Source organism: Mammaliicoccus sp. RAM2 (genome assembly GCF_045897195.1).
Taxonomy (GTDB): domain Bacteria; phylum Bacillota; class Bacilli; order Staphylococcales; family Staphylococcaceae; genus Mammaliicoccus; species Mammaliicoccus sciuri.
In genome coordinates, this window is the sequence record NZ_JBJNWI010000007.1 from 109,533 (window position 1) to 135,377 (window position 25,845).

At 32.9% G+C, this 25,845-nt stretch carries 25 protein-coding genes, 1 pseudogene and 1 riboswitch; of the genes and pseudogenes, 18 read left to right on the forward strand and 8 right to left on the reverse strand.

The genetic code is table 11. The annotated features are described in order from the left end of the window. Positions 1–81: 81 nt before the first annotated feature. Positions 82–957, reverse strand: coding sequence for a hypothetical protein (locus tag ACJTHF_RS11415; protein ID WP_058590750.1), 876 nt, complete (start codon positions 955–957; stop codon positions 82–84). Positions 958–1,167: 210 nt separating this feature from the next. Here ACJTHF_RS11415 and ACJTHF_RS11420 point away from each other — a divergent pair, with 210 nt between their 5' ends. Then, a complete protein-coding gene (locus ACJTHF_RS11420) occupies positions 1,168–2,685 on the forward strand; it encodes a DASS family sodium-coupled anion symporter (RefSeq protein ID WP_048542929.1) in 1,518 nt (505 codons plus the stop codon). A 521-nt stretch (positions 2,686–3,206) separates the two neighbouring features. Beyond that, positions 3,207–3,685 (forward strand): annotated as a pseudogene (gene tnpA / locus ACJTHF_RS11425) (IS200/IS605 family transposase). Positions 3,686–3,823: 138 nt separating this feature from the next. On the opposite strand, the gene ACJTHF_RS11430 reads toward tnpA, so the two are convergent. Next, positions 3,824–5,164 (reverse strand): sodium-dependent transporter, encoded by a 1,341-nt coding sequence (locus ACJTHF_RS11430; RefSeq protein ID WP_119469622.1) that lies wholly within the window; start codon positions 5,162–5,164, stop codon positions 3,824–3,826. 177 nt (positions 5,165–5,341) lie between these two features. After that, complete coding sequence (locus ACJTHF_RS11435) at positions 5,342–6,001, reverse strand: nitroreductase family protein (RefSeq protein WP_048540236.1); 660 nt, start codon at positions 5,999–6,001, stop codon at positions 5,342–5,344. A 100-nt stretch (positions 6,002–6,101) separates the two neighbouring features. Here ACJTHF_RS11435 and ACJTHF_RS11440 point away from each other — a divergent pair, with 100 nt between their 5' ends. Beyond that, positions 6,102–7,142: an NAD(P)H-dependent flavin oxidoreductase gene (locus ACJTHF_RS11440; protein ID WP_078354866.1), complete on the forward strand. Its 1,041-nt coding sequence runs from the start codon at positions 6,102–6,104 to the stop codon at positions 7,140–7,142. Between the two features lie 28 nt (positions 7,143–7,170). On the opposite strand, the gene ACJTHF_RS11445 is transcribed toward ACJTHF_RS11440, so the two are convergent. Continuing rightward, complete coding sequence (locus ACJTHF_RS11445; protein WP_048540240.1) at positions 7,171–7,827, reverse strand: GNAT family N-acetyltransferase; 657 nt, start codon at positions 7,825–7,827, stop codon at positions 7,171–7,173. Between the two features lie 137 nt (positions 7,828–7,964). Next, a complete protein-coding gene (locus tag ACJTHF_RS11450) occupies positions 7,965–9,545 on the reverse strand; it encodes a DUF2382 domain-containing protein (RefSeq protein ID WP_078354867.1) in 1,581 nt (526 codons plus the stop codon). A gap of 255 nt (positions 9,546–9,800) precedes the next feature. Further along, positions 9,801–9,903: riboswitch (purine riboswitch) on the forward strand. A 108-nt stretch (positions 9,904–10,011) separates the two neighbouring features. Between ACJTHF_RS11450 and xpt the strand changes: the two genes are divergently transcribed. The 11 genes from xpt (at position 10,012) to ACJTHF_RS11505 (ending at position 21,473) form a co-directional block, all read left to right on the forward strand. Beyond that, positions 10,012–10,587, forward strand: coding sequence for a xanthine phosphoribosyltransferase (gene xpt / locus ACJTHF_RS11455; RefSeq protein ID WP_037589423.1), 576 nt, complete (start codon positions 10,012–10,014; stop codon positions 10,585–10,587). Between the two features lies 1 nt (position 10,588). Next, entirely contained in the window at positions 10,589–11,857 is a 1,269-nt protein-coding gene (locus ACJTHF_RS11460; protein WP_048540250.1) for a nucleobase:cation symporter-2 family protein, read from the forward strand. Between the two features lie 34 nt (positions 11,858–11,891). Further along, entirely contained in the window at positions 11,892–13,361 is a 1,470-nt protein-coding gene (gene guaB, locus ACJTHF_RS11465) for an IMP dehydrogenase (protein ID WP_049320817.1), read from the forward strand. Between the two features lie 19 nt (positions 13,362–13,380). Beyond that, positions 13,381–14,925 carry a glutamine-hydrolyzing GMP synthase gene (gene guaA, locus ACJTHF_RS11470; RefSeq protein ID WP_037589419.1) on the forward strand — a complete coding sequence of 515 codons (1,545 nt, stop codon included), beginning with the start codon at positions 13,381–13,383 and terminating at the stop codon, positions 14,923–14,925. 121 nt (positions 14,926–15,046) lie between these two features. Then, positions 15,047–15,367 carry an antibiotic biosynthesis monooxygenase family protein gene (locus tag ACJTHF_RS11475; protein ID WP_078354869.1) on the forward strand — a complete coding sequence of 107 codons (321 nt, stop codon included), beginning with the start codon at positions 15,047–15,049 and terminating at the stop codon, positions 15,365–15,367. Positions 15,368–15,556: 189 nt separating this feature from the next. Continuing rightward, positions 15,557–16,339, forward strand: coding sequence for a hypothetical protein (locus ACJTHF_RS11480; RefSeq protein WP_048540255.1), 783 nt, complete (start codon positions 15,557–15,559; stop codon positions 16,337–16,339). 170 nt (positions 16,340–16,509) lie between these two features. Further along, positions 16,510–17,271, forward strand: coding sequence for a zinc ribbon domain-containing protein (locus ACJTHF_RS11485; RefSeq protein WP_232157056.1), 762 nt, complete (start codon positions 16,510–16,512; stop codon positions 17,269–17,271). Between the two features lie 10 nt (positions 17,272–17,281). Then, on the forward strand, positions 17,282–18,631 hold the full coding sequence (locus ACJTHF_RS11490; RefSeq protein ID WP_232157058.1) for a TcaA second domain-containing protein: 1,350 nt from the start codon (positions 17,282–17,284) through the stop codon (positions 18,629–18,631). Between the two features lie 275 nt (positions 18,632–18,906). Next, on the forward strand, positions 18,907–19,485 hold the full coding sequence (gene isaB, locus ACJTHF_RS11495) for an immunodominant staphylococcal antigen IsaB family protein (RefSeq protein WP_078354870.1): 579 nt from the start codon (positions 18,907–18,909) through the stop codon (positions 19,483–19,485). A gap of 138 nt (positions 19,486–19,623) precedes the next feature. Further along, the gene (locus tag ACJTHF_RS11500; RefSeq protein WP_058590759.1) at positions 19,624–20,202 is read left to right on the forward strand and encodes an ArsR/SmtB family transcription factor; all 579 of its coding nucleotides are present in this window, start codon (positions 19,624–19,626) and stop codon (positions 20,200–20,202) included. Further along, entirely contained in the window at positions 20,202–21,473 is a 1,272-nt protein-coding gene (locus ACJTHF_RS11505; protein ID WP_232157060.1) for an MFS transporter, read from the forward strand. Before ACJTHF_RS11500 ends, ACJTHF_RS11505 begins: the two co-directional genes overlap by 1 nt. 1 nt (position 21,474) lies before the next feature. Here the strand turns inward: ACJTHF_RS11505 and ACJTHF_RS11510 are convergent, their stop codons facing one another. Further along, the gene (locus ACJTHF_RS11510) at positions 21,475–22,056 is read right to left on the reverse strand and encodes an alpha/beta hydrolase (protein WP_048540262.1); all 582 of its coding nucleotides are present in this window, start codon (positions 22,054–22,056) and stop codon (positions 21,475–21,477) included. Positions 22,057–22,092: 36 nt separating this feature from the next. Between ACJTHF_RS11510 and ACJTHF_RS11515 the strand changes: the two genes are divergently transcribed. Beyond that, positions 22,093–23,055: a VOC family protein gene (locus tag ACJTHF_RS11515; RefSeq protein ID WP_107603393.1), complete on the forward strand. Its 963-nt coding sequence runs from the start codon at positions 22,093–22,095 to the stop codon at positions 23,053–23,055. A 106-nt stretch (positions 23,056–23,161) separates the two neighbouring features. Next, complete coding sequence (locus ACJTHF_RS11520) at positions 23,162–23,524, forward strand: hypothetical protein (RefSeq protein WP_078354873.1); 363 nt, start codon at positions 23,162–23,164, stop codon at positions 23,522–23,524. Positions 23,525–23,746: 222 nt separating this feature from the next. Here ACJTHF_RS11520 and ACJTHF_RS11525 read toward each other — a convergent pair whose 3' ends face one another. After that, a complete protein-coding gene (locus tag ACJTHF_RS11525) occupies positions 23,747–24,091 on the reverse strand; it encodes a nuclear transport factor 2 family protein (RefSeq protein WP_232157062.1) in 345 nt (114 codons plus the stop codon). Positions 24,092–24,233: 142 nt separating this feature from the next. On the opposite strand from ACJTHF_RS11525, the gene ACJTHF_RS11530 reads away from it, so the two are divergent. Further along, complete coding sequence (locus ACJTHF_RS11530; protein ID WP_058590764.1) at positions 24,234–24,416, forward strand: hypothetical protein; 183 nt, start codon at positions 24,234–24,236, stop codon at positions 24,414–24,416. Between the two features lie 183 nt (positions 24,417–24,599). Further along, positions 24,600–25,172: a helix-turn-helix domain-containing protein gene (locus tag ACJTHF_RS11535; protein ID WP_048540271.1), complete on the forward strand. Its 573-nt coding sequence runs from the start codon at positions 24,600–24,602 to the stop codon at positions 25,170–25,172. A 53-nt stretch (positions 25,173–25,225) separates the two neighbouring features. Here ACJTHF_RS11535 and ACJTHF_RS11540 read toward each other — a convergent pair whose 3' ends face one another. Continuing rightward, positions 25,226–25,702, reverse strand: a complete 477-nt coding sequence (locus ACJTHF_RS11540; RefSeq protein WP_048540274.1) for an SRPBCC domain-containing protein — start codon at positions 25,700–25,702, stop codon at positions 25,226–25,228. Between the last annotated feature and the right edge of the window lie 143 nt (positions 25,703–25,845).

The following is a 25,845-nucleotide window of genomic DNA, read 5'->3' on the forward strand; positions in this document are numbered from 1 at the left end:
ATTAACAATTATATAGTGGAAATTTACAAAAACTTAACAAAAAAGAGGCTAGGCATCATGCCCAACCTCTTTTTAAAGGGATTAAATATTGAATAATCTTTGGAAGAATCCTTTTTTCTTAGGTTCTTCTTCAGTTTCTGATTTGATTTCTTCTTTTACTTCTTCTTCTTTGTTTTCTGAAAGCGTTGAAGTTTGTTCTACTGTCGTTTCAGGTGCTTTTTCTTCAGTAGATGCTGCTTTGTCAGTAGTTTCTTCTTTAGCTGTAGTTGTATCTTCTTCTTTAGATTCTACTACTTTATCAGTAGTCGTTTCTGGTTTAACAGCAGTTTCTTTATTTTCTGATTTCACTTCAGCTTGTGTTTCAGATTTAACTGGCTCTTCAGCTGCAGTAACTTTTGTTACTTCTTTATCTTCTTGTTTTTTAGTTTCAACTGATTCACTAGAAGTCTTGTCTTTTGAAACTACTTTAGAACTTTGTGGTTGTTCAGCTTGTTTCGTTTCAACTTTAGTATCATTCTCTTGAGCAGTAGCCTCTGATTGTTGGGGTGCTTGTAATGCTAAAGTTTGTTCTAGTTTCTGTTGTTGAATATGAACTTGTTGCAACATTTCACCAAGCATTTGTCTTTCTCTACGCATATGTTGAACTTCTAATCTTAATTCTTCAATTAAATGTTGTAGTTCAGGTGTTTGATTAGCAGGTTCGTCTTTAACAAGAACTTGTAAAAAGTCTTTCTCTTGTTCAAGTGTTTCGAATGCTTGGTCATAACTATTTGTTTCTTTAACCTTTTCTGCTATTTCTTGGAAAAGTTCAATATCTTCTTCTTGGAAGTCTGTCGCTTCTCTTCCACGATATTCTGTCTTAGAAAGTTGATATCCTCTGTCTTCTAAGTGTTGTACAATTTTTCTAACTTGCTTTTCACTAAGACCTACTTTAGTTGCGAATTCTTTAGTTAACATATTATAAATCATCCTTTATTTGACAGTAATTTAATAGGTAGGGTTGTCTGTCGGCAGACAACCCTCACACTTCCCTTTATACATTACATGTAAATAACAGAAAGTTCAAGTATTTATTGTATTAATTGTGAAAAGTATTATATGCAAAAAAGAAATATGTTATTATTTAGGAAATTAGAACAATAAAAATTAATATTGGAGCTGTTAGATATGTCTAATAATACTGAGAAAAAAGCTTTTAAACCAATTTGGATTATTGTTAGTTTTGTTGTATTAATTGGAATATTGTTATTACCGACTTCAAACGATTTACCTGTTATGGCAAAATGTGCGCTAGCGATTTTAGCTTTTGCAGTTATTATGTGGGTAACAGAAGCCGTAACTTATCCTGTATCAGCGGTCATGATTGTTGGACTGATCGTTGTACTCATTGGATTTAGTCCAGTTCAAAATTTAGGAGATGCTTTAGGCAATCCGTCAGCAAATGGAAAAGCTTTAGAAGGGGATTCATTACTAGGTACAGGCAATGCGTTACAAATGGCTTTAAGCGGATTTTCAGGATCTGCAGTGGCACTCGTTGCAGCAGCATTATTCTTAGCTACAGCGATGCAAGTAACCAATTTACATAAACGTTTAGCATTACAAGTACTTTCTATTGTAGGAAACAAAACAAATAGAATTGTTATCGGTGCAATTGTAGTTTCTATTATTTTAGCATTCTTTGTACCTTCAGCTACTGCAAGAGCTGGTGCTGTTGTACCCATCTTATTAGGAATGATTGCTGCATTTAATACATCTAAGAACAGTAAATTAGCAGCATTATTGATTATTACAGCCGTGCATGCCGTCTCAATATGGAATATAGGTATTAAGACTGCCGCCGCTCAAAATATCGTTGCGATAGGGTTCATTAATAAATCAATGGGACAAGATGTTTCTTGGGGTGAATGGTTCTTGTATGCAGCACCATGGGCGATTATCATGTCAGTCGTCTTATACTTTGTGATGATTACTGTCATTAAACCTGAAGAGAAAGAAATAGAAGGTGGAAATGAATTAGTTAAAGCACAATTAAAAGAATTAGGACCAGTTTCAGCAAGAGAGTGGCGACTCATTACGATTTCTATCTTATTATTATTTTTCTGGTCTACCGAAAAAGTGCTCCATCCGATTGATTCATCTTCAATAACAATCATTGCATTAGCAATTATGTTAACACCTAAAATCGGTGTCTTTACTTGGGAAGATGTTGAGAAGAAAATTCCTTGGGGTACAGTTATCGTATTTGGAATTGGTATCTCACTAGGAACAGTATTGTTGGAAACAACAGCGGCACAATGGTTAAGTGATAAAACATTTGGATTGATGGGACTTAATCATATGCCACTAATCTCAACCATTGCACTCATTTCTATATTTAATATTTTAATACATTTAGGATTTGCGAGTGCAACGAGTTTATCTTCAGCATTAATACCTGTATTTATAGCTTTAACACAAACATTAAATTTAGGTGACCAATCTATCGGGTTTGTACTTATACAACAATTCGTGATTAGCTTTGGTTTCTTATTGCCAGTTAGTTCACCACAAAATATGCTGGCATACGGCACAGAAACATTTACCGTTAAAGACTTTATTAAAACAGGTGTACCACTCACAGTTATTGGATACTTATTAATTATCTTGTTCAGCATGACATATTGGAAGTGGATAGGATTGATATAAAGGAGAAGACGTATAAACAGGCTGCTGAGATGAGAAATCGCCGAAGTCGTGGCTTAAGTCGCGAATAAAGCCAAGAGATCGCGCAAGTCATGGCTTAACGATTGAATAAAGCCAAGAGATCGCGCAAGTCATGGCTTAATGCCTAAATAAAGCCAAGAGATCGTCCAAGTCATGGCTTAACGACTAAATAAAGCCAAGAGATCGTCCAAGTCATGGCTTAATGCCTAAATAAAGCCAAGAGATCGTCCAAGTCATGGCTTAACGACTAAATAAAGCCAAGAGATCACCCAAGTCGTGGCTTAACGACTGAATAAAGCCAAGAGATCATCCAACTCCATCCGAACTACATAAAAAAGCCGTTCAATCTTCAAAATTGAACGGCTTCTTCTTGTGTAATTAAAACCATACGCTATGCGTATGGTACAGTATGGTTTAACCGTTGTATTAAAAAATGCATCTCTACATGCTAAAATAATATTTGGTCAGCCAACCAAAATTAACAACACGAGGAGATGCATTAAATGTCATCAGACACAAACAGTTTAGCACATACAAAATGGAATTGTAAGTACCACATTGTGTTTGCACCAAAATATCGTAGACAAATTATTTATGGGAAAATTAAAAGAGATATTGGTATTATTTTAAGACAATTGTGCGAAAGAAAAGGTGTAGAAATAATAGAAGCTGAAGCATGTAAAGATCATATTCATATGTTAGTTAGTATTCCACCAAAGTTAAGTGTTTCTCAATTTGTAGGTTATTTAAAAGGTAAGAGCAGCTTAATGATATTTGATAGACATGCCCATTTAAAGTATAGATATGGTAACAGAAAATTTTGGTGTAAAGGATTTTATGTAGATACAGTTGGTAGAATAAAAAAGTGATAGAAAATTATATAAGAAATCAATTACAAGAGGATATAGTAGCAGAACAGTTAACAATGATAGAGTACATAGAACCTTTTACTGGGGAAGAAACTCGAAAGAAGACAAAATAAAACAACCCTTTTAAGGGTTGCTGGGAAAGTAGTACATTTGGCTGATCTTCTCAGTGCCCTTTTAGGGCTGGTCAGTAATAGAAGCTTATAGCCGCAGAACAAACCACCCGTTAAACGGGTGGTTTTGATTTGCGTTATTTAAATTAATTGCCCGATGAATACGGCGATGATGATAATTGGAAGTACAAATTTAACTAAGAAATACCATGTATTTACAAAGAGTCTTCCTTTTTTAGTTTCGCTCATATTTAATTCTTTCATAATGATTTCTTTATTGAATATATGACCAACAAAGATGGTTACGCCTAATGCACCTATTGGCATTAAGATATTCGCGACTAAGTAATCCATATTATCAAAGAATGTACCGACACCGAATGTAAAGTCTTGGAGTAACCCGTTTGAAAGTGCTGATGGTATCCCGAATATAAAGACTAATATACCAATGATATATGACCATTTTTTTCTATTATCATTATTATTTTTAGTAATGTTTGAGATATTCAATTCTAATAACGAAATTGAAGATGTAATGGCTGCGAATAAAAATAATATTAAAAATAGTAAATAGAATAATTGACCGACAAACATTTGATCAAATACTTGTGGAAGGACGATAAATAATAATCCTGGTCCTTGGTTAGGTTCTAATCCAAATGCGAAAATAGCTGGGAAGATGGCTAACCCGGCTGCTATTGATACAGCTATGTTCATCCATACAATGGCATTCGCACTTTTGACGATATTTGTTTTACGATCTAAATATGAAGCGTATGTCATCATACCACATGTTCCTAATGATAATGCGAAGAACGATTGTCCTAGGGCATATAGTATACCTTCAGCACTTAAATCCGATACTTTTGGTTGTAGGAAATATTGAATTCCGTCTAAAGCGCCGTCTAAAGTGATCGATCTAATAATGACAATTACGAACGATATAAATAAAAGTGGCATCATGACTTTTGAAGCTTTCTCGATACCTTTTTCTACACCTTTACTGACAATAACTACAGTGAAAAGTATAAAAGCAAACTGACTCGCTAATGAATAAAATGGGTTAGATATATAATCATTAAAGATGTTGCCGTAATTATGTGATTGCGTTAATCCAAAGCTGTCTAAAAGTGTACGTATAATATATAAAATGATCCAACCACCGATAACACTATAGAATGAAAATAGTACAAAGACTGTTAAATTTCCAAGCCATCCTACTAAATTCCAAGATGATTTACCGGACACTTTTTTGAAGATGTTAGTAGAATATGTTCTACCATAGCGACCCAATACAAAGTCACTTAAAAGTAGTGGTAAGCCAACAAGCAATGTGAAAATAATAAATATTAATAAAAATGCGCCACCACCGTATGTTCCAGCCATGTATGGGAATTTCCATACAGCACCAATTCCTATAGCTGACCCGGCACTTGCTAGAACGAAACCGATACTGGACGACCATTGAGATAAATTTTTCATATATATACCTTCTTTTAATTGATATTCACTTTAAAGCGGTAAAGCTTTTAAGCAAAAAAATAAAACTCACAGCAATGAATTTTACACTATATTTTTGGATAATGCAATATTAAAAAATATCGGCAACATAAGTTAGTTGCCGATAGGGTATTATAATTAATAGAACGAATAAAGAACTTATTCGCCGATTGAACCGTTACTTTCATCATTCCAAGCGATGATTCTATCTACTGGTAATCTACTAGAATCATGTGGTGGTTTAACACCTTTACCAATAGCGATTAAATGAGCTGGTACATATCTAGAAGTATCAATATTTAATGCTTCTAATACAGCTGTTTTGTCAAATCCGCCGATAGGGTTTGTATCGTAACCATGATCAGTCGCAATAAGCATTAATTGCATAGAGGCTAAGTTTGCATCCATTAAACCTTGTGCATTAAAGTAACTTTCGTCAGCACTGCTAATTAAATTTGAAATTGTTTCAATAAAGTAATCTTTTGAATTTTCATCCATATAACCAAGTTCAACATTCTTCTCGTAAATATCGCTCACATATTCAGCGTGTTTTAAATCTGCAAGTACAAGAATAATTGCACTTGATGAATGTAATTGTCTTTGGTTGAACTGTACTAGATGGTCTAATTTTTGTTTTGTTTCTTCAGAATCGATGATAACAAAGCGCCATGGTTGTAAGTTGATTGATGAAGGTGCTTTAGTAGCAAGTGCTATCATTTCTTTTATTTCTTCTCTTGGAATTTTGAAGTTTGGGTCGAATTCTTTAACTGATTTTCTTTTATTAATAATTTCAGTTAATGAAAGCTTTGAGTGTGTCATTTTATTTCTCCTTTTAGTATGATGTCATTATAATGCACCAATTAACTAAAAAAATAAAATGATTAGCTTACGAAATAAATTTTTTTAGGAGGGATTGTCATTGGAATCGAAAATATTAATCACAGAACTGGATAAACCGATTTTTCTAGCGGGTATGGCTGGAGGTATTACAACACCTGATTTAGTGGCTTCAGTTTGTAATGAAGGCGGCTTTGGACAAATTGGTGCTGGATATATGACGCCTGATGCTTTAGCTAAAGATATAGACCAAATTAGACAAATGACGACTGAACCGTTCGGCGTCAATTTATTTGTGCCAGAGTATCCGGCTATTGATCAAGAAAAAGTTGATTTTATGAATAAAATATTACATCCCATAACTGAAAAATTAAACAGCAAACAAATACAGGATGTTTCAATAGATGTGAATTTTGATGACATGTTAAACGTGATTATAGATAAATATGTTGAATATGTAAGCTTCACATTTGGTAAGCCTTCAGAAAGACTCGTTCGCAAATTACATGGTCATCATATTAATGTAATAGGGACAGCAACAGATGTAAATGAAGCTCAAGCTTTGGAATCCATAGGTATTGATGCGATAGTGATTCAAGGTAGTGAAGCGGGTGGTCATAGAGGTTCATTTGAACAATCATTGCCAGAAAATCGCCTTACAACTGAGCAATTGTTTAATCAAACGTATCCTTTGATTAACGTTCCATTAATAGTAGCGGGCGGTATCACAACACCTGAATTAGCGAAAAATTATATTCAAAAAGGTGCTAGTGCAGTTCAACTGGGTACAGCATTCTTAACGACACATGAAAGTGGTGCGCCAGAAGTGCATAAAGAGGGCATATTAAAGGCACATCCAGATGATATTATATTAACGAATACGTTTAGTGGCCGTTATGCAAATGGTATTATAAATCCATTTATACAGTATATGGAACAGTTTAAAGATGATATTTGTCCGTATCCTATTCAAAATATATTAACACAACCTTTAAGAGGGCAGTCTAAAAAGTTAAAGAATAAGGATTATATGAATTTATGGTGTGGAACAAATCCGGAAGGTGCCAAAGATGAAAGTGTCCGTGCATTAATGGATAGATATCATAAAGCAATAAAAAGCTGACTTCGATTGCGATGTCAGCTTTTCTAATTTATAAATCCATAGATTCTAATAATTCGTATACAAATTCTCGATTGTTTTCATTTCCGTGTATATATTTGTTGATGTAACAAGAACGAATACTCGGTGAGATAACGTCTTTTTGAAGCGGCAAGTATTGCTTAATATATAAATCTATTGGCGTAGGTGCTAATGATTTTTGTGGATTCGGTTGTATATAAGGGATGTCTTGTTGAACTTCATAACCATGTCTATTAAAGAAGTTCTTACGTAAAATCGCTTCTTCTTTACCACTGTTGTTTTCGTATGATTCTTCTCCAAACGATTCCAACATAATCATGTTAGCATCTCTTCCATGAACATCTTGAGCATGTTTATGAAGTTCTGTTTCAATTCTTTCCAATGTTTGTCCGCCAACACGCTGATTGCGGTATTCAGGATGCGTCATTAAATAAATAATAAAAGCTGAATTTGTTGTAGGTTCATAATGACCTGTAGATAAACTTACGACCGTGTCATCAATTAAACCAACTAAAAATATATAATGTTTCTTTATGTAATCAGATGTTAGCGAATGGATAAAGACATGGCGGTCTTCTCGCAACTCTGCCTTGAAAATATCTTCATACATTTCTAATGCTTTTTTGAATAATGGATCATCGATAGATGTGACAACTTCAAAATTCATAGTTATGAACCCCTCATAATCAATATTTTATAATATTATAACATAAGATTTTAATGGTAGTAGTATCGTATTGAGGAAATAAAAAGAGAGACCGGGACATTACACTATGTCCCAGCCTCTTAAGATATTATATTGTCTTATTTAGGATTATCATCTGTAGGGTTATTGATATCTGCTTCTTCATGTCTGACTTTTTCAGAAACATGTTCAGTATCTTGAACTTTATTTTTCTTAATGACGATTTCTTCAGATACGACATTTTCTTTTTCTACGTTTACACGTTCTTCGTGTAATGGAATGTTTACGGAATCATCATCATTTGCGTTAAAATCTTCGTCTACTTTCTCATTAACAGGTCTACGTTCGATTGTTACTTCTTCACGTTCAACAGGTACATCAAATTCTTGTTCTTCTTCAACAACATGTTTATCAACAGATGCTTCACCTGTTTCAACATTCTCTTTGTCTACATTTAGACGTTCTTCATGAAGTTGAACAGCTTCTTCATCTACATTGTTATCTTGTGTGTCGTTATTGTAGGACTGTTGGGATGCATAAACATTTGTATCTTGTTCATCTTGACTAGAAGAGAAGTTAGATTCACGTGTTGTTGTTTCATTTGATGTTGGTGGCTCAACACTTTCGTTTGGTTTATCGTAATTTAAGCTTGAACGCTCTGTTTCCACATCATCATCATGCACTCTTGAGAATGATGATTCATTTTCTCTTGTTAAATCTCGTTGATCTTTAACTTTATCAGTTTCACCATATTGAGTAGACGTATTTGTCGTTTCTCGATTATTCAAATCTTCTAAATCTCTTTCATTATCGCTAGAGTAGACTCTTCTATCATCTTGTACTTCATCTTCTGTTTCTTGTTGTTCTCTTTGTTCGTTTGCATAACCAGCAGCGCCAAGACCTGAAGCACCAGCTAAATTAGCTGAAGTTGATGTGCCATCATGGTTGATGTTTGAAGCATCTACATCATCATGGGCTACATCTTCTTCATTAATATTATTACCATATCGATTAGTATTTACATCTCTATCTGTTTCAGCTTCATTATCAAATGATGATGCTTCTGTTTTTTCTGTTTCAGCACCTTTAGTAATATCATTTTCAGATACTTCATCTTGCTGATTAAATTCATCTTCTCTTTCAGCTTTATCAAAATCAGATGCTTCATCTACAGCTTCATCATGATCTTGATCAGAAGATGAATGCGCGGCAGCGGCACCAGCGCCCGCAGCACCTGCACCTAATCCGGCACCAGCAGCTGTACCTTTAGATACGCCACTTTCTTCGCTCTCATCACTAGAAAATGGTTTCGTGTTATCGTAATGCTCATTTCCTGTTTGAGAGTCTTTAGGGTGATCTGAATCATAGTTTTCAGTATCACTTATATTGTCATTATCAACATATAATAATATTTTTCCGTTATTAAGTTCTTGTTTGTATCCATCTAATTCTTCTTCTGGAACATTTAAACTAGATAGTACACGTTCTTCAGCACTTTCACCTGAGAATAGTGCAGTAATCTTGTCACTAAATGAACCTCTTGAGTTCTTCACTTTAACATCCGTGTAGTCTAAGGAGTTATCATCTAACCTGTCTTCGGAAATAACTTGTAAGTCACTTTCTCCGACGCCTTCTTCTTTTAATTGATCAATACGTTGCAGTAAATCACTTTCGCTACTAAATTTTTCTATTTTACCCATACTAAAACCTCCATAAATTTGTAATGTGTAAAAATCTTATCAACAGTGATTATTTTCTAGGTGTTTACATACTTAATAAATATTGTCTACGTAAATACAATATAATTCACAAATACCCTTGTGGAGGAGAATCAAACAAAATTCTATTAACTTTCTAATTATTTAGATTTTTCAGTCTATTTAAAACCGCTTAAAATAGCGCTAACATAAGGTTTTGCCTATTGTAAAAATACTGAAATTTTGTTATTATCAATGAATAATTTATTACTAAAAACTCATATAATCTGAAGAATATGGCTTTGGAAGTTTCTACCGTGTTGCCTTAAACGACACGACTATGAGTAAATGAATAACACTGGAATCAGACTATCCAAAATGGTGTGGTTTTATATTATTTTTTACTCATCTTACCTAATTTCTAGGATTAAGGTGTGTTTTTTTTAATCTAAATGAGGAGGCGAGTAGTGTGAGGACACTACAAGATAGGGTTAAAGAAGATGGTGTAGTCATCGATGAAAAGATTCTTAAGGTTGATTCATTTTTAAATCACCAAATTGATGCAAAGTTAATGTATGAAGTTGGTCAAGTTATTACGGAACATTTTAAAGACAAGAAAATTACGAAAGTACTTACGATTGAAGCGTCAGGTATCGCGCCTGCTATTATGGCATCCTTACATTTAGATGTGCCATGTTTATTTGCGAAAAAAGCAAAACCATCTACAATGACATCTGAATTTTATCAAACAGATATTCACTCATTTACTAAAAATACAACGAGTACAGTGGTTATTGCGAAACAATTTTTAAATGAGGATGATCATGTGTTAATTATTGATGACTTTTTAGCGAATGGAGAAGCATCATTAGGATTACATCGCTTAGTTCAAGCAGCAAATGCAACAACATCTGGAATTGGAATTGTTATAGAAAAAAGTTTCCAACCGGGCAGAGAGAAGTTGGAATCTGAAGGATTAGAAGTCTTATCTCTATGCCAAGTTGCTTCATTATTAGGAAATACAGTCAAACTGGTAGGAGAATAACATGAAAAATTTCATCTTAAGTGTTCAACATTTACTTGCTATGTATGCTGGTGCCATAATGGTACCTATTATCGTCGGATCTGCTTTAAAATTCACACCTGAAGAAGTGGCTTACTTAGTCGCAATTGATATCTTTATGTGTGGTGTAGCAACATTTTTACAAGTATATAAAGGAATAGGAATTGGACTGCCGGTAGTCTTGGGATGTACATTTACTGCAGTTGCACCAATGATTCTAGTTGGTAATACACACGGAATAGGTGTGTTGTACGGTTCTATATTTCTTTCAGGGGTTATTGTAGTCTTAATTTCTCCATTTTTCTCGTATTTAGTAAAATTATTTCCACCTGTTGTTACAGGAAGTGTCGTTACAATAATCGGTATTACGTTAATGCCAGTTGCCATGAATTATTTAGCTGGTGGTCAAGGTGAAAAGCATTATGGAGATAGTAAAAATATATTCTTAGGATTATTTACATTAGTGATCATCTTATTAATACAAAGATTATCTAAAGGGTTCATTAAATCTATAGCGATATTGCTCGGTTTATTAATAGGCACAACCGTCGCTTCCTTCTATGGATTAGTGGATACATCGAATTTAAAAACTTCCAATTGGTTAGAATTACCTAGACCATTTAGATTTAGTGGTTTTGAATTTGAATTTGGTACAACAATCGTCTTTGTCATTATTGCAATCGTTAGTTTGATTGAATCAACAGGTGTGTATCATGCTTTAAGTGAAATTACGAAACAACCTATTACTAGAAAAGATTTATCAAAAGGTTATAGAGCTGAAGGAATTGCGATTATTATTGGTTCAATTTTTAATGCGTTTCCTTACACAGCTTATTCTCAAAACGTCGGCCTAGTTTCATTGTCTGGAGCTAAAAAGAATCAAATCATGTATATGATGGTTGCGTTATTAATCGTTTGTGGCTCCATACCTAAACTCGGTGCATTAGCAAGTATGATTCCATTTCCAGTTCTAGGTGGTGCGATGATTGCAATGTTTGGAATGGTTATGGCATACGGTGTGAAAATGCTTGGTGGCATAGATTTTAACAAACAAAACAATTTACTCGTTATTGCCGTATCGGTCGGAATTGGTGCAGGTATTACAGCAGTACCTCAAGCACTTGAAACATTTGGAGAAAACTATGCATGGTTAACACAAAATGGTATCGTATTAGGTACTTTCTCAGCTATTATATTAAATTTATGTTTTAATGGATTAAACAATCAACAAAACAGTGAAAATGTGAAATAATAAATATGAAAATAAATTAATGGAGGTTATATACATGTGGGAAAACAAATTTCAAAAAGAAGGCTTAACGTTCGATGATGTATTACTAGTACCAGCAAAATCAGAGGTATTACCAAGTGATGTCGACTTAAGTGTATCTCTTTCAAAAAATATTAAGTTAAATATTCCAATCATTTCAGCTGGTATGGATACTGTTACTGAAGCTAAAATGGCGATTGCTATGGCAAGACAAGGTGGCTTAGGTGTAATTCATAAGAACATGTCTATAGAACATCAAGCAGATGAAGTACAAAAAGTTAAACGTTCTGAAAATGGCGTTATTACGAACCCATTCTTCTTAACACCTGAAGAGCAAGTGTATGCAGCAGAAGCATTGATGAGTAAATACCGTATTTCTGGTGTTCCAATCGTTAATAACGAAGAAGATATGGAACTTATCGGTATTATTACAAACCGTGACTTAAGATTTATCGAAAACTTCTCAATTAAAATTTCTGATGTTATGACTAAAGAAGATTTAGTAACAGCGCCAGTTGGTACAACGTTAGAACAAGCAGAAGAAATTTTACAAAAATATAAAATCGAAAAACTTCCATTAATTTCTGAAGAGGGTAAACTTAAAGGATTAATTACAATTAAAGATATTGAAAAAGTAATCGAATTCCCATATGCAGCAAAAGACAGTGAAGGACGTCTACTTGTTGCAGCAGCATTAGGTATCGCTAAAGATACACCAATTCGTGCTCAAAAATTAGTAGAAGCGGGAGCAGATGCACTTGTTATTGATACTGCACATGGTCACTCTAAAGGTGTCTTAGAAGTCGTTAAACATATTAGTGAATCATATCCAGAAGTTACAATTATCGCAGGTAACGTTGCAACTGGTGAAGGTACTAAAGCATTGTTTGAAGCGGGAGCAGACGTGGTTAAAGTTGGTATTGGACCAGGTTCAATCTGTACAACACGTGTCGTTGCAGGTGTAGGTGTACCTCAAATTACAGCTATTTATGATTGTGCAACGGAAGCGCGTAACTATGGTAAAGCAATTATTGCTGACGGTGGTATTAAATTCTCAGGTGATATCGCGAAAGCTTTAGCAGCAGGCGGAAATGCAGTTATGTTAGGTAGCTTACTTGCTGGTACAGAAGAAAGCCCTGGACAAACAGAAATCTTCCAAGGTCGTCAATACAAAGTTTATCGTGGTATGGGATCACTTGGTGCGATGGAACAAGGTTCTAAAGACCGCTACTTCCAAGAAGATACTGCAGCTAAGAAATTTGTACCAGAAGGTATTGAAGGTAGAATTGACTTTAAAGGCCCATTACAAGATACAATTTATCAATTAATTGGCGGTATTAAGAGCGGTATGGGTTATACAGGATCAGCTAACCTAGAACAATTAAGAGAAGAAGCTCAGTTTATTAGAATGACTGGCGCAGGCCTTAAAGAATCACATCCACATGATGTTCAAATTACTAAAGAAGCACCAAACTACTCATTTTAATTAAAGGAGAACTACAATTATGGAAATGGCTTTTGAACAAGAGTTAATTCTTGTATTGGATTTTGGTAGTCAATATAATCAATTGATTACACGTCGTATAAGAGAAATGGGCGTATACAGTGAGTTACACGACCATGAAATCTCTATCGAAGAAATTAAAAAAATGAATCCTAAAGGTATTATACTTTCAGGTGGACCAAATTCAGTATACGAAGAAGGATCATTCACAGTTGATCCTGAAATCTTTGAACTAGGTATTCCTGTTTTAGGTATTTGTTACGGTATGCAATTAATGACTAAATTATTAGGTGGTTCTGTAGAAAGAGCTAACGAACGTGAATACGGTAAAGCAACATTAAATGTTAAATCAGATGACGAGTTATTCTTCAGCTTACCTAATAGTCAAACAGTTTGGATGAGTCACAGTGACAAAGTAATCGATATTCCTGAGAACTTTGAAATCATTGCAGACAGCCCAAGTTGTCAAAATGCAGCAATTGAAGATAAATCAAGAAAATTATACGGTGTACAATTCCATCCAGAAGTAAGACATACTGAATACGGAAATGACTTATTAAGAAACTTCATTCGTCGTGTTTGTGAATGTACAGGAAACTGGACAATGGAAAACTTTGTTGAAATCGAAGTAGAAAAAATTAGAGAACAAGTTGGCGATCGTAAAGTATTATGTGCGATGAGTGGTGGCGTTGATTCATCAGTTGTAGCAGTATTACTTCATAAAGCAATTGGCGATCAATTAACTTGTATCTTCGTAGACCATGGATTGCTTAGAAAAGGTGAAGGCGACATGGTAATGGAGAACTTTGGTGAAGGATTTAATATGAACATCATTAGAGTAGATGCCAAAGATCGTTTCATGAGTAAATTAGCTGGCGTTTCAGATCCTGAGAAAAAACGTAAAATTATCGGTAATGAATTTGTATATGTATTTGATGACGAAGCATCAAAATTAGAAGGCGTAGATTTCCTCGCACAAGGTACGCTTTATACAGATATCATTGAATCAGGTACAAAGACTGCACAAACAATTAAATCACACCATAATGTAGGTGGATTACCAGAAGACATGCAGTTCCAATTAATAGAACCAATTAATACACTATTTAAAGACGAAGTACGTGCACTAGGAATCGAATTAGGCATACCAGAACATTTAGTATGGCGCCAACCATTCCCAGGCCCAGGTTTAGGAATTCGTGTATTAGGTGAAATTACTGAAGAAAAATTAGAAATCGTAAGAGAATCAGACGCAATTCTAAGAGAAGTCGTGCGTGAAGAAGGTCTAGAAAGAGACATTTGGCAATACTTCACAGTATTACCGGATATCCGTTCAGTAGGTGTTATGGGAGACTACCGTACATATGACTACACAGTCGGCGTACGTGCAGTAACATCAATAGACGGCATGACAAGTGACTTCGCAAGAATTGACTGGGAAGTCTTACAAAAAGTATCAAGCCGTATCGTAAACGAAGTAGACCACGTAAACAGAGTTGTCTATGACATTACATCTAAGCCCCCAAGCACAATAGAGTGGGAGTAAGATAATTAACCCCCCTTTAGCCTTAACGGTTAGAGGGGGGTTATATTTTCATAAAGCGTTTCATATGTTTGTAATTTTTATTTTTGATATATTGGAATATATAGACAAGGAGGCGTTATGAATGTTCGTTGCACAAGCAATTTTTTCTACTAAAGATGAGGCATCTAAGGCTATATTAGATAATAAAGTTAGTCATGCTAAACAAGATTTTGAAGGTTTTGAGGGCTTTATTGATGCTCAAGTTTGGAAGTCTGAAACGGGAAGTAAGTTAGAATATGCAATTGTTTCTAAATGGAATGGTAAGAAAGATTTTCAAGCTTGGATTTCTAGACCTTCTCATGTTGAAGAGCATAAAAACATGAGTAAAGAAAAGAAAGAAAACGAAGAAGCGAAAGTTTCGAAAATCGAAAAGCAAATTAAAAAATACGAACTTGTAGATTAATAAGTAAGTTATTTTAAGGAGCTTATAAAATAAAAATCACGAGTGATTTTAGGTGGATATTCATCTTTAGTCACTCGTGATTTTTTGGTAGAAGTCATACTTATAACTGTAAATTTTTGTATAATATAAGAGAACTTAAGTATAAAAATAAATTCCTAAGTTATGAATTGAAACGCTTATTAGGAGGGATTGGCGATTAAAAGGTTAATCGTATTATTTTGTATATTCATCGTAGTTGTGGTCAGTGTGATGTTGTTTATATCAAATGAAAGAGATAATGATCGTGATGTTCGGAATTTTACTTCTAAAAATGGAACGGAAGGTGAATATTTAATTTATCCTGTTAAGGACGCTAAGGGGATATTAGTGTGGTTACATGGTGATGGTGCTTATGAGTTTCATCATCCTGATTCAGAAGTCTATTTAGCTGGGAAAGATGGCATCCGTCAAGTTGCTAAAGAAAAAGGGTTAACTTTAGTTGTACCGAAGTCTGTTAACGATGAAGAACAATGGTGGAAGAATGGAGAAGCAAATGTGCAATATTTAGTTGAATTGATTTCTTCTTTACCAAATCATGAAAAATTATGGATAGGCAGCTTTTCAGGTGGTGCAGAAACAACAGCATATTGGATGTTAGATAAATTACCAGAACTAAATGTTCAATCTGGCGGCGCTATAATGTTTGGTGGAGGAGGCTCTCCAAAGAAAGAAGGGATTGCCACTCATATAGAAAAGTCACAACATGTTAAAGGATCATTTCCATTAACATGGATTGTTGGAGAAAATGATCACGTAGGTGGAAAAACTGAAGATGACCCATTTGATGCTTTCGCTACAAGTAAAGAAGGTGAAGCATTCTATGCTCAAGAAGGGTGGGTAACAAAGAGGGTTGTCTTAAAACATTATAGTCACATATTGGCGAATGGAGAAGTCGGACTGTATGGGAAATATTTAAGAGAATATATTGATTGAAAATTACTAATTCATATTAAATATTTATTAGTTTCTAGAGTTTATATATAACTAAAGCTGTATTACTTAAAATTAATATTATGAATTTTTTGATTTATTTGAATTTACCATCTTAATTTTAATTTATTTATGCTAAAATTATATATAAATATATATAAGGAGTGTTTAATATGAATTGTCCTAAATGTGGTTCACCTGTTATGCAAGATGATAGATTCTGTGGTGAATGTGGTGAAAAATTAATTCAGTCTAATGGAAACACGACTGCAGTAGAATCAACTAACAATGAAAAAGTTGAAAAGTTTAAGAGTTCTTTAAATACATATAAAAATGAAACTTTAAATGAGAGTAAAGGTTTCTTTAAGAATATTTTCGCAAATTTAGATCAAGAGATCTCAAGTACACACACATATAGTTATAAATTTATAGCTTCTTTAGTAGGTGCAGGTATTCTATTGCTATTAATTTTCTTGTTAATTATAGTACCTGCAGATATAAGCTTTTTTGGACCATCTAAATCAAGTATTGTTTTCAGTGTTTTATTTTCAATCATTTTCAGTTTAGCACTGTTATTTGGTATAAATTTAGGTATTGTTAAACTGTTGAATACGAATATTAGCGTGCATAAACTATTATCAGACTTTGTTTCATTTAATTTATTTTCAACAGGATTTTTCTTTGTTGGATTATTATTTGCGCTCATTAAAGTGCCGAGCTTCGCAGCGATATTAATCTTGTTAAGTATTTTATTATTTGTAGTATCTCCTATCTACTTAATGACGAACTATAGTAATCAATTTAACTTCCGTTTTCAAGTGGTGTACGGCATTCTTATTTACTTTGTTGTTGCATCGATTATATTACGTATATTAGTAGAAAAATCAATTTCGGATTCTCTAGATATAGTTAATTCGTTATTGACTGATTATTAGGAGGTAAGTCATGAAATATTGCAAAAATTGCGGGAATAAACTTTCTGATGGACAAAAGGTATGTACAAATTGTGGTACGCCTGTAGCTCAAGGAAATCAAACGAATCAGAATGTTGAACATAAGAAAATGAATAAAAAACCACTGATTATTATAGCAATCATAGCATTACTATTAATATTAGTATTTGCCGTTTATAAAGTCATCGAATCACAACTATCTCCTGTTAATGAAGCTGAAGAAATTGCTTCAGATATTAAAAAAGGAAATACTAAATCTTTAAAAAATCATTTGAAATTCAATAATCGTGATTTAAGCCAAACAGAAAGTAGAGCCTTTTATGATTATGTAGTAGAAGCGGATAGTTCAGATAGATTTGCTGATGAGGTTGAAAGCCAAGTGAAAGATATGAAAGATAGTGATGCGGAAAGTACTTCTATAAGTGCTGGAGAACAGCCTGTTATTCAAGTTAAGAAAAATGGTAAGAAATATGGCATCTTTGATAATTATGAATTTGAAGTTGTAAAAGAAAGTGTTTCAATACAATCAGATTCAGATAGTACAATTACGTATGACTACAATGGTAAAAAGAAAAATATCAAATTATCTAAAGATAACGATAAAGTATTTGCAACACTGCCTATAGGTAATTATCATTTAGATGCTACTAAGGCAATTGATGATAAGAAATTTAAAGGTGAAGTTATAGTTAACATGGTAGATTCATCAGAAGTTATAGAGAATTTCAAGCAGAAAAATGTTAAAGTAAATATCGACTCAGAGTATAGTTATGGCGAGGAAGATGTAGATATTTATATCAATGGAAAGAAACGAGGTACTTATCAAACATATGACGAAACAACATACGGCCCGTTCTTACCAGATGAAAAAGTAGCCATATATGCACAAACTAAAGTAAATGGTAAAGTATTTAAAACAAAAACTGTTAATGTTACGAAAGCTGATGACGGTGAAGATGAAATAACGGTGGATCTTTCGTTTGATGATGATGCAATCAAAGATTATAAAGAAAATGAAGAATTAAAAGACAATGTACAAACATTTATGGAAGATTATACTGATGCATTAAATGAAGCATATGAGGAAGAAGACTACATGTATGTATCTAGTTATATTAAGAGTAGTTCAGATACAGCAGATCATATAGAAAATGTTGTTGAAGAAGGCGGTAGTACAGAGTTCTCTACACCTAAAGTGACAAAGTATGATAAAAAAGGTGACACCATTACAATTGAAACAGAAAAGAAAGACCAAAATGGTAAAAGTATTAAATCTAAATACGTATTAGATTATGATTCAACATTCTCTGACTTTAAAATTAAAGATTATACAGATATCTAATTTAATCAATAGAGTTTAGAATCTAAGGCATTAGTATTGTCTTAGATTCTTTTTCTATATTTTATATATAAGAATATAGCACTATTTTCACTTGAAATTATATATATGTATTGTATCATGAAGGTGAATAATTACACTCAATAATTTTTAATATAAATTTGAAGTGGGTGATAATTAAAAAGCTAGGATTTGGAGATTGTCATAGTTGCGTTGATTGAATGTTTAAACGAGAAGTTATCGCAAGTAAGTACTCAAAATTTAAGGAGTGATTGATTATGCGTAAAGTAAGTAAAGTACTTTCAGCAACGGTCGTCTTATCAACACTTGTAGTAGGGTCTTCAGCGGTGTCTATAACAGGTAGTAGTTCAGATGTTCAAGCAGCAGAAAAATTTCAAGAATGGGGTCATGGTGAAGGTGGAAGCGGTGTTAGTACAGAAAGTACTGCAGATACACAATCGCAAATACCGTGGTATAACTATGAAGGCTATACAACATATGATCCAACATTTACATTAGATTATAATTTTGTTCGTGCAATGAAATATGATAATTTTACGCTCAATGGCTATAAAGCAAATCCAAAAGCTAACCAAAACCATGCTTATACAGTAGATTCTTATGGTTCTCAAATAGATTTTAATGAGAAAGATCAAGTTATCCAAATGGAATTCAATACAAAACCACACGCAGTCACTAAAGCACAATTTAAAAAAGCGCACGCATCAAATGATAGTACAGCAGAAGGAAAATTTGAAGATGGTGGTACATTCATACCTTATAATACAAATAACGGCGCTTATAAAGCCTACTTTGATAAAGATGGTTATTTAACACATATCCGTATTGGTCAATAGTGTATGAAGATGTGACTGATTATATATAAAGAATAGACAATCCTCTAAACTTTTGGTTTAGAGGATTGTTTTAATTAAATTGATTTATTTTTATTAATCGGTTAAAATAAATTAACCATAAATAGAAGGAGAGATTTCATGCAACCAAATCGATTTGAAATAAATACATTTGAGGAACTGAAGTGTATATCTGATCAATTACGAATGAAAATATCTATGCTATTGATAGAACGAGAAATGACTGCAACGGAAATTGGGAAACATTTGAATATTCCAAAGGCTAAGATATTTTACCATTTGAAAGAACTTGAGAGATATGGAATGGTAAAAATCAATCGTACAGAGGTTAAAGGAAGTAATGTTTACAAATATTATGTAGCAACTCATAACGGATTTAAAGTGAATCCACAGCTATTAAATGAATATCGAGATGAAGTGTCAGATTCAACAAAAGATATGGTAACTTCACAGATTAATCGAACGATTGATGTGTTAAATCAATATGGTTTAATCATGGATGATGAACAGTTAATATCAAAGACTGTACAAGCGAAGTGGTCTCAGAATCAGTTCGATACATTTAAGCAAAAACTTGATGCATTAATTGATGAAGTAGATCAACAATCCAATGATGAAGATAAATCATATTATTATTTGAATATAATTGGATTTGAAATGAGAGATAAAGTCTTTAATCGTAAGGAGAATGATGATTAATGAGAGGACTCTTAAAACATACTGACTTTATGCAACTCATTTTTGGACGAATATTAACCAATACTGCAGATAGTATTTATTTTATTACGACTATGTGGTTAATTTATGATATAACAAAAAGCTCTGCACTTACAGGGCTTTTAAGTAGTTTGATATTAGTACCGAAATGTTTACAGATGTTTTATGGGCCAATTATTGATCATTTTAGTTTGAAGAAAATTTTGATACATTCTCAAACGATACAAGCAGTCTTAGTGGGTATAATTGCTGTTCTCCTATTCTTTCACTACGAAAATGCTATACTTATTATTATTCTTGTTGTGACAGCAGCAATGGTAGGTGAAATTTCTTACCCTATTAGTAATAAATTAGTGCCAGTGTTATTACCTAAAGATAAAATTGTGTCAGGTAACGCAATGATGTCGTTTTCTAATCAAAGTATGGATTTAGTATTAAATACAGTTATTACGATATTGATTTCTTTAGTTAGTATTTATACGTTATACGTTATGAATACAATTATTTTTATAAGCGCAGCAGTTATATATGCGATGATAAAAGTTAAATCTCAAAAATCTACTGGTAGTACATTGGATTTTAAAACATATATGAATTCATTAAGTGAAGGTTTATATACAGTGAGACATTCATTATTGTGGATATTCCAGATTGGCGCATTTGCAGTTAACTTTGGAATTGGCATGGTTTATACAGCACTACCTGTTTTATCTCACTACCTTAATCAACCAATATATTATGGATTGTTTTTATCTGCTATATCATTAGGTATGGTATTATCAACGCTAGTTGTTGGATATGTTAAGAAATATCCATTTGGTAAATTGATGGTAGTAACTTTTATTTTATCCGGTGTTTTTCTATTGTTAGGTTTTGTAACACCTATTTATATCTTTATTATTTTGTTTGGCTTAAGTTGGTTATCTGTAGGATTGGCGAATATTTTATTCCTGTCAGCTAGCCAAGCAATCATTCCAGAGTACATCTTAGGAAGAATAACTTCAATTACAAGTAGTTTAGGTGTCATTGGTTTACCTTTAGGAAGTCTAATAGGTGGGTTTTTACTAGAATTAATGAACCCAATTGCTTTAATCAGTATAACAGGTTGCTTTTTTATTGTTTTGGGGATTATTTGGCTAGTGCATCCAAAACTTAATAAACTAAGACCTATTGATTTATTAACTTTGGATGATTTTGAAATAAGTGTAGATAATAAGAATATTGATATAAAAAACGATGCTCTAGGAAGTTAAATTAGAGCATCGTTTTAATATGTTCAATTTCTGGTTCTTCTAGTTCGTGGGCGCCGTCGAGTAGTTCGAATTGAACGTTTTTAAATAATGGTTTAAGTTGTTCTGATAGTGCTTTTACTTTGCCAGGTATTGTTAAATAATCATTTGAACCTGTCGTAATAATGACGGATGTTTCTTTATAAGTTTCTGTAATATGATAGTCGAGGTCTGATGGGTGCAGTAATAAGATTTGATCAACTTTAATAAGGTGTTGTTCCAGTAATCCTAATATGAAATTCGCACCGTTTGAATAACCTAAAAATATGACTTCTTCATAATCGTGTTCTTCGATAAATGTATTCCAAAAATCTATAAAAGATTTCGTTTGTTGCTCGAAGTCATGTCGGTCTAATGTGTTGTTCTGAAGAGGTGCAAAGAAACGTCTTTCTTGTCCTTCGCCAACACTACCTTGTAAGCTTAAAATGTTAGCTTCAGGGTTTAATATACTTGAAAAAGGAAGAAGTTGGTATTGATTGCCACCTGTTCCATGAAAAAGTACAATTAAAGTATTGCTATTCGGATTTTCTTGTAAGAAATATTCCATTATATCTCCTCCATTAATGTGAAAGGGCTGTTGTTTATGAATCACAATTCAATTATACATCATGTATCTATTATAAATCATGATGCAGAAGAATCATTCAATTTTTATCGTAATATATTAGGTCTCAATTTACTAATGAAGACTGTTAATCAAGAGAACTATGAAATGTATCATGTTTTCTTTGCTGATAAATATGGACGACCAGGTACAGAAGTGACGCTTTTTGAAATGAAAGAAGGTAAAGATAATCAGTTTGGTGCAAATGCATTTGATCGATTACTTTTTAAAGTGCCTTCTGTAGAATCGTTAAAATATTGGGAAGCACGGTTTGATGAATATGAAATATGCCACTATGGTATTGAAGTTTACACTGACCGTAGTCTAATTCGTTTTGAAGGACCGGATAATACGCCACTCGGTTTAATCGTCATTTCTGATCAAGAAAATGTCCATCAATTTAATACAGATGAAGAAAGTACCGTGCCAGTAGAATATCAAATACTTGGTCTAGATTCTATACATGCACGTGTCAGATATCCTAAAGCAAGTATAGAACATTTCCAACAATTATATAATTGGACATCAGTAGGTCAGCAGACATTCTTTGATACAGATTTAACTGTTGAGATTTTGCATAATCATAATCAAGATATGTATCATGAAATACATTTTATTTATGACACATTTAATCCACTTGAAGATCAAGGATTTGGCGGTATACATCACGTTGCTATTTCAGCTGAAGACGAAGGTGAATTGCAAGAAGTTGAAACAGCTTTAGATAAATTAAATATGGTCCATTCACCGATTAAAAATCGAGGATTCTTTAAATCAATTTACTATAGAGATCCAAATCAATTGCTATTTGAAGTTGCGACTTTAAAGCTTAATATGAAAGAAATTGCCTTTGAAGACAAAGCATTTCAAGACATCACGTTATACTTACCAGAACATTTAGAAGAGAAACGCGCATATATAGAAAATCAATTACAAAAATAGAATTGAGTAAAATAATGTATTTTATATAATATAAGTATTTGAAATACGATATATATAACCATATAATATAATTAACATTGAATATTGTATTTGAGGGTTGATATTTATGAATACGATTATTAAAAATATTAAACAAAGACCTAAGCAATTTATATTATGTGTAGCGATTCCATGTTTATGGCCATTACTACTATTATGGGATAATATAAAAATAGAGTCATTTATAATAATAGGAATCGGAATGTCAATCATGGTATTTGTCAATTTCAATATGAATGCGTCTCATGAAGTATTAGGTGAAGAACTTAACCAAATCATAAAAAAGCATGGCATTTCAAAAGAACACTTGTTTGAAATAACAGGATTAACAAAGTATGAAGTAACAGAAAAAGACCATCAATTTGAATTTTATGTTTCACCAGGAAGAAAGAAAAAGTATTTAAATATGTTGAAAGAATATTATGAGTAAATAATAAAAGTAGCAAAAATTACACCTGACTTGTGAATTTTTGCTGCTTTCTTTTTTGTGGAATAAATCAAGTGCACGTTAGGTGTAAGCAAGTCCAAGCGCACGAAGACTGAGAGATATCGTGCGCAAGGGTACAAAATCAGTGAGTAACGCACGAAGACTGAGAGATATCGTGCGCTAAGGTATAAAATTAGGGCGTATCGCACGAAGACTATATAATACTTACTTATTCTCTATACAATATGACTGTATTTTTATAATTTTATCTTCTCTAAATGTGTATATGTCACATGCATTTATCTTATTTATTTGGATATCTTCTTTATAAAAATAACCAGTACCTATAACGACAATTTGGTGGACACTTTTAATCGTATCGTGAATTTCAAATTGTGTTGTTACGGTTTCAAAATAATGTGAGACTTGTGTGCAATAATTTGCAACTTCTTCATAACCTTTCAATGTTGTATCGCCAACAATATGCCATTCGATATCTTGATCTAAATAAGCATTACATTTATCAAAATGTCCTGTAGAAAAACTTTCTGCAACCGATGAGTTAGACAATGAAGTTCACCTCATTTTAGATAAATTATATCAATCAGAGTGTAAAATAACAATTTGGAGGCGGAATATTGTCAAAATTGTTACAATATTTTATAATAATTACAAATATTAACATTCTTGTTATGTGAAAGGGGCGGTCAACATGCACTTTATTGTCACATTAATTGTTGCATTAGTAGTTGGCATATACACGTATAAGAAGAAAGTTCCTGTTAATGCTAAGACATTGTTGTTTACTATGGCTTTTGTAATAATGTTGCTAGCATTATCAGATTTCTTTGCAGGAATATTAGAGGGTATTCAAGACGCAAGGAATAATAGATAACGTAATATATTAAAGAAGCTTACACGGTTTTTAAAGTGTAAGCTTCTTTTTATAAACCCTTTCATATCAAAGATGCAAAATATCTTTGGCAATGTTTTTTCAGGATTTTTAATGCAATGACAACGATGTTTGATACACTGTTTTTGAATCTTTTATTAAGGTGATGACAAGGAGGACATCAATATGAATTTAAGTAAGCAAATTATTCATTTGAGAAAAGAATATAACTTATCTCAAGAAGATCTAGCTGAAAAAGTCTTTGTGAGTAGGCAGTCTATTTCTAATTGGGAAAGGGGTAAGAGTTACCCCGATATTGAATCTTTATTGCTACTTAGTAATATATTTGATGTCTCCTTAGATCATTTAGTAAAAGGAGATGTAAACATGATGAAAAGAGAAATGGATAGAAAAGTATTTGATAAGTGGACTTGGTTAATGATGACCTTTATGGGACTTGCTGCTATTCTACTTATACCGAGTATGATGTTAATGGGCATGTATGGATTGGTTGTACCTTTTGTTCTTTGGTTAATCGGTATGTACTTTGCTTATAAAGTAGATAAATTTAAAGAAGTCCATAATATTAAAGCATATAGTCAAATTATGGACTATATGAATGGTAAAGATGTAAAAACAATTCGTGAAAGAACAAAGAAAGATAAATTTAAAGATAGAGTCGTTGCTATTGTAACGCCAATTATATTCGCACTTATCGCATTTATAATTGCTTATTATGGCATGAAATTAATAGACTGATCAAAAATAAGGCCAAATCACATGTCTGATCGTGTGGTTTGGCTTTTTTTACTCTAATTTAAGTTTAAAGCTTGTTTTATTTCGTCGGTCTTTGACTTAAAATCAAATGCATCTTTCGATAATGGTTGTCCTGTTTCGGCTAATTTTTTTACACTTTGTATTTGAAAATACCAGCCTGTAAAATCATTCGCAATGGTTTCGAAGGTGAATGGTAACGATTCTTTAAATGTTAACGTTACAGTGTCCCCATTTTCTTCTAATGAAAAATCTACATGACCTTGGTCCCAGTCATATCCAATATGATCATTTGGATGATAGTCTGTAATCTTCGCATATTCATATTCATTATTACCAAGGTCGAAGATTAATTGACTACCTGCTCGTTCTTCTTCAAAAGATAATTCAGGAAACCATTGTTTAATACCTTCAGTCGTTCCTAAAAGTTTGAATACATGTGACTTATGTGAATGTATGGATACATCAATCGTTTGATGAGCGTGCGTTTCGTCAGTTCTGTAATTTACGTTCATTCTAATCCCCCTTATTGTTTGTCGTACTTAATATACCAATAATTTAGCCAAATATAAAAAATTTATAGCATAGTATAATTTAGTACCTTGCAATGTATAATAGTGTGTGTTATATTTTCATCAAGAGCTATTATACATTGTAT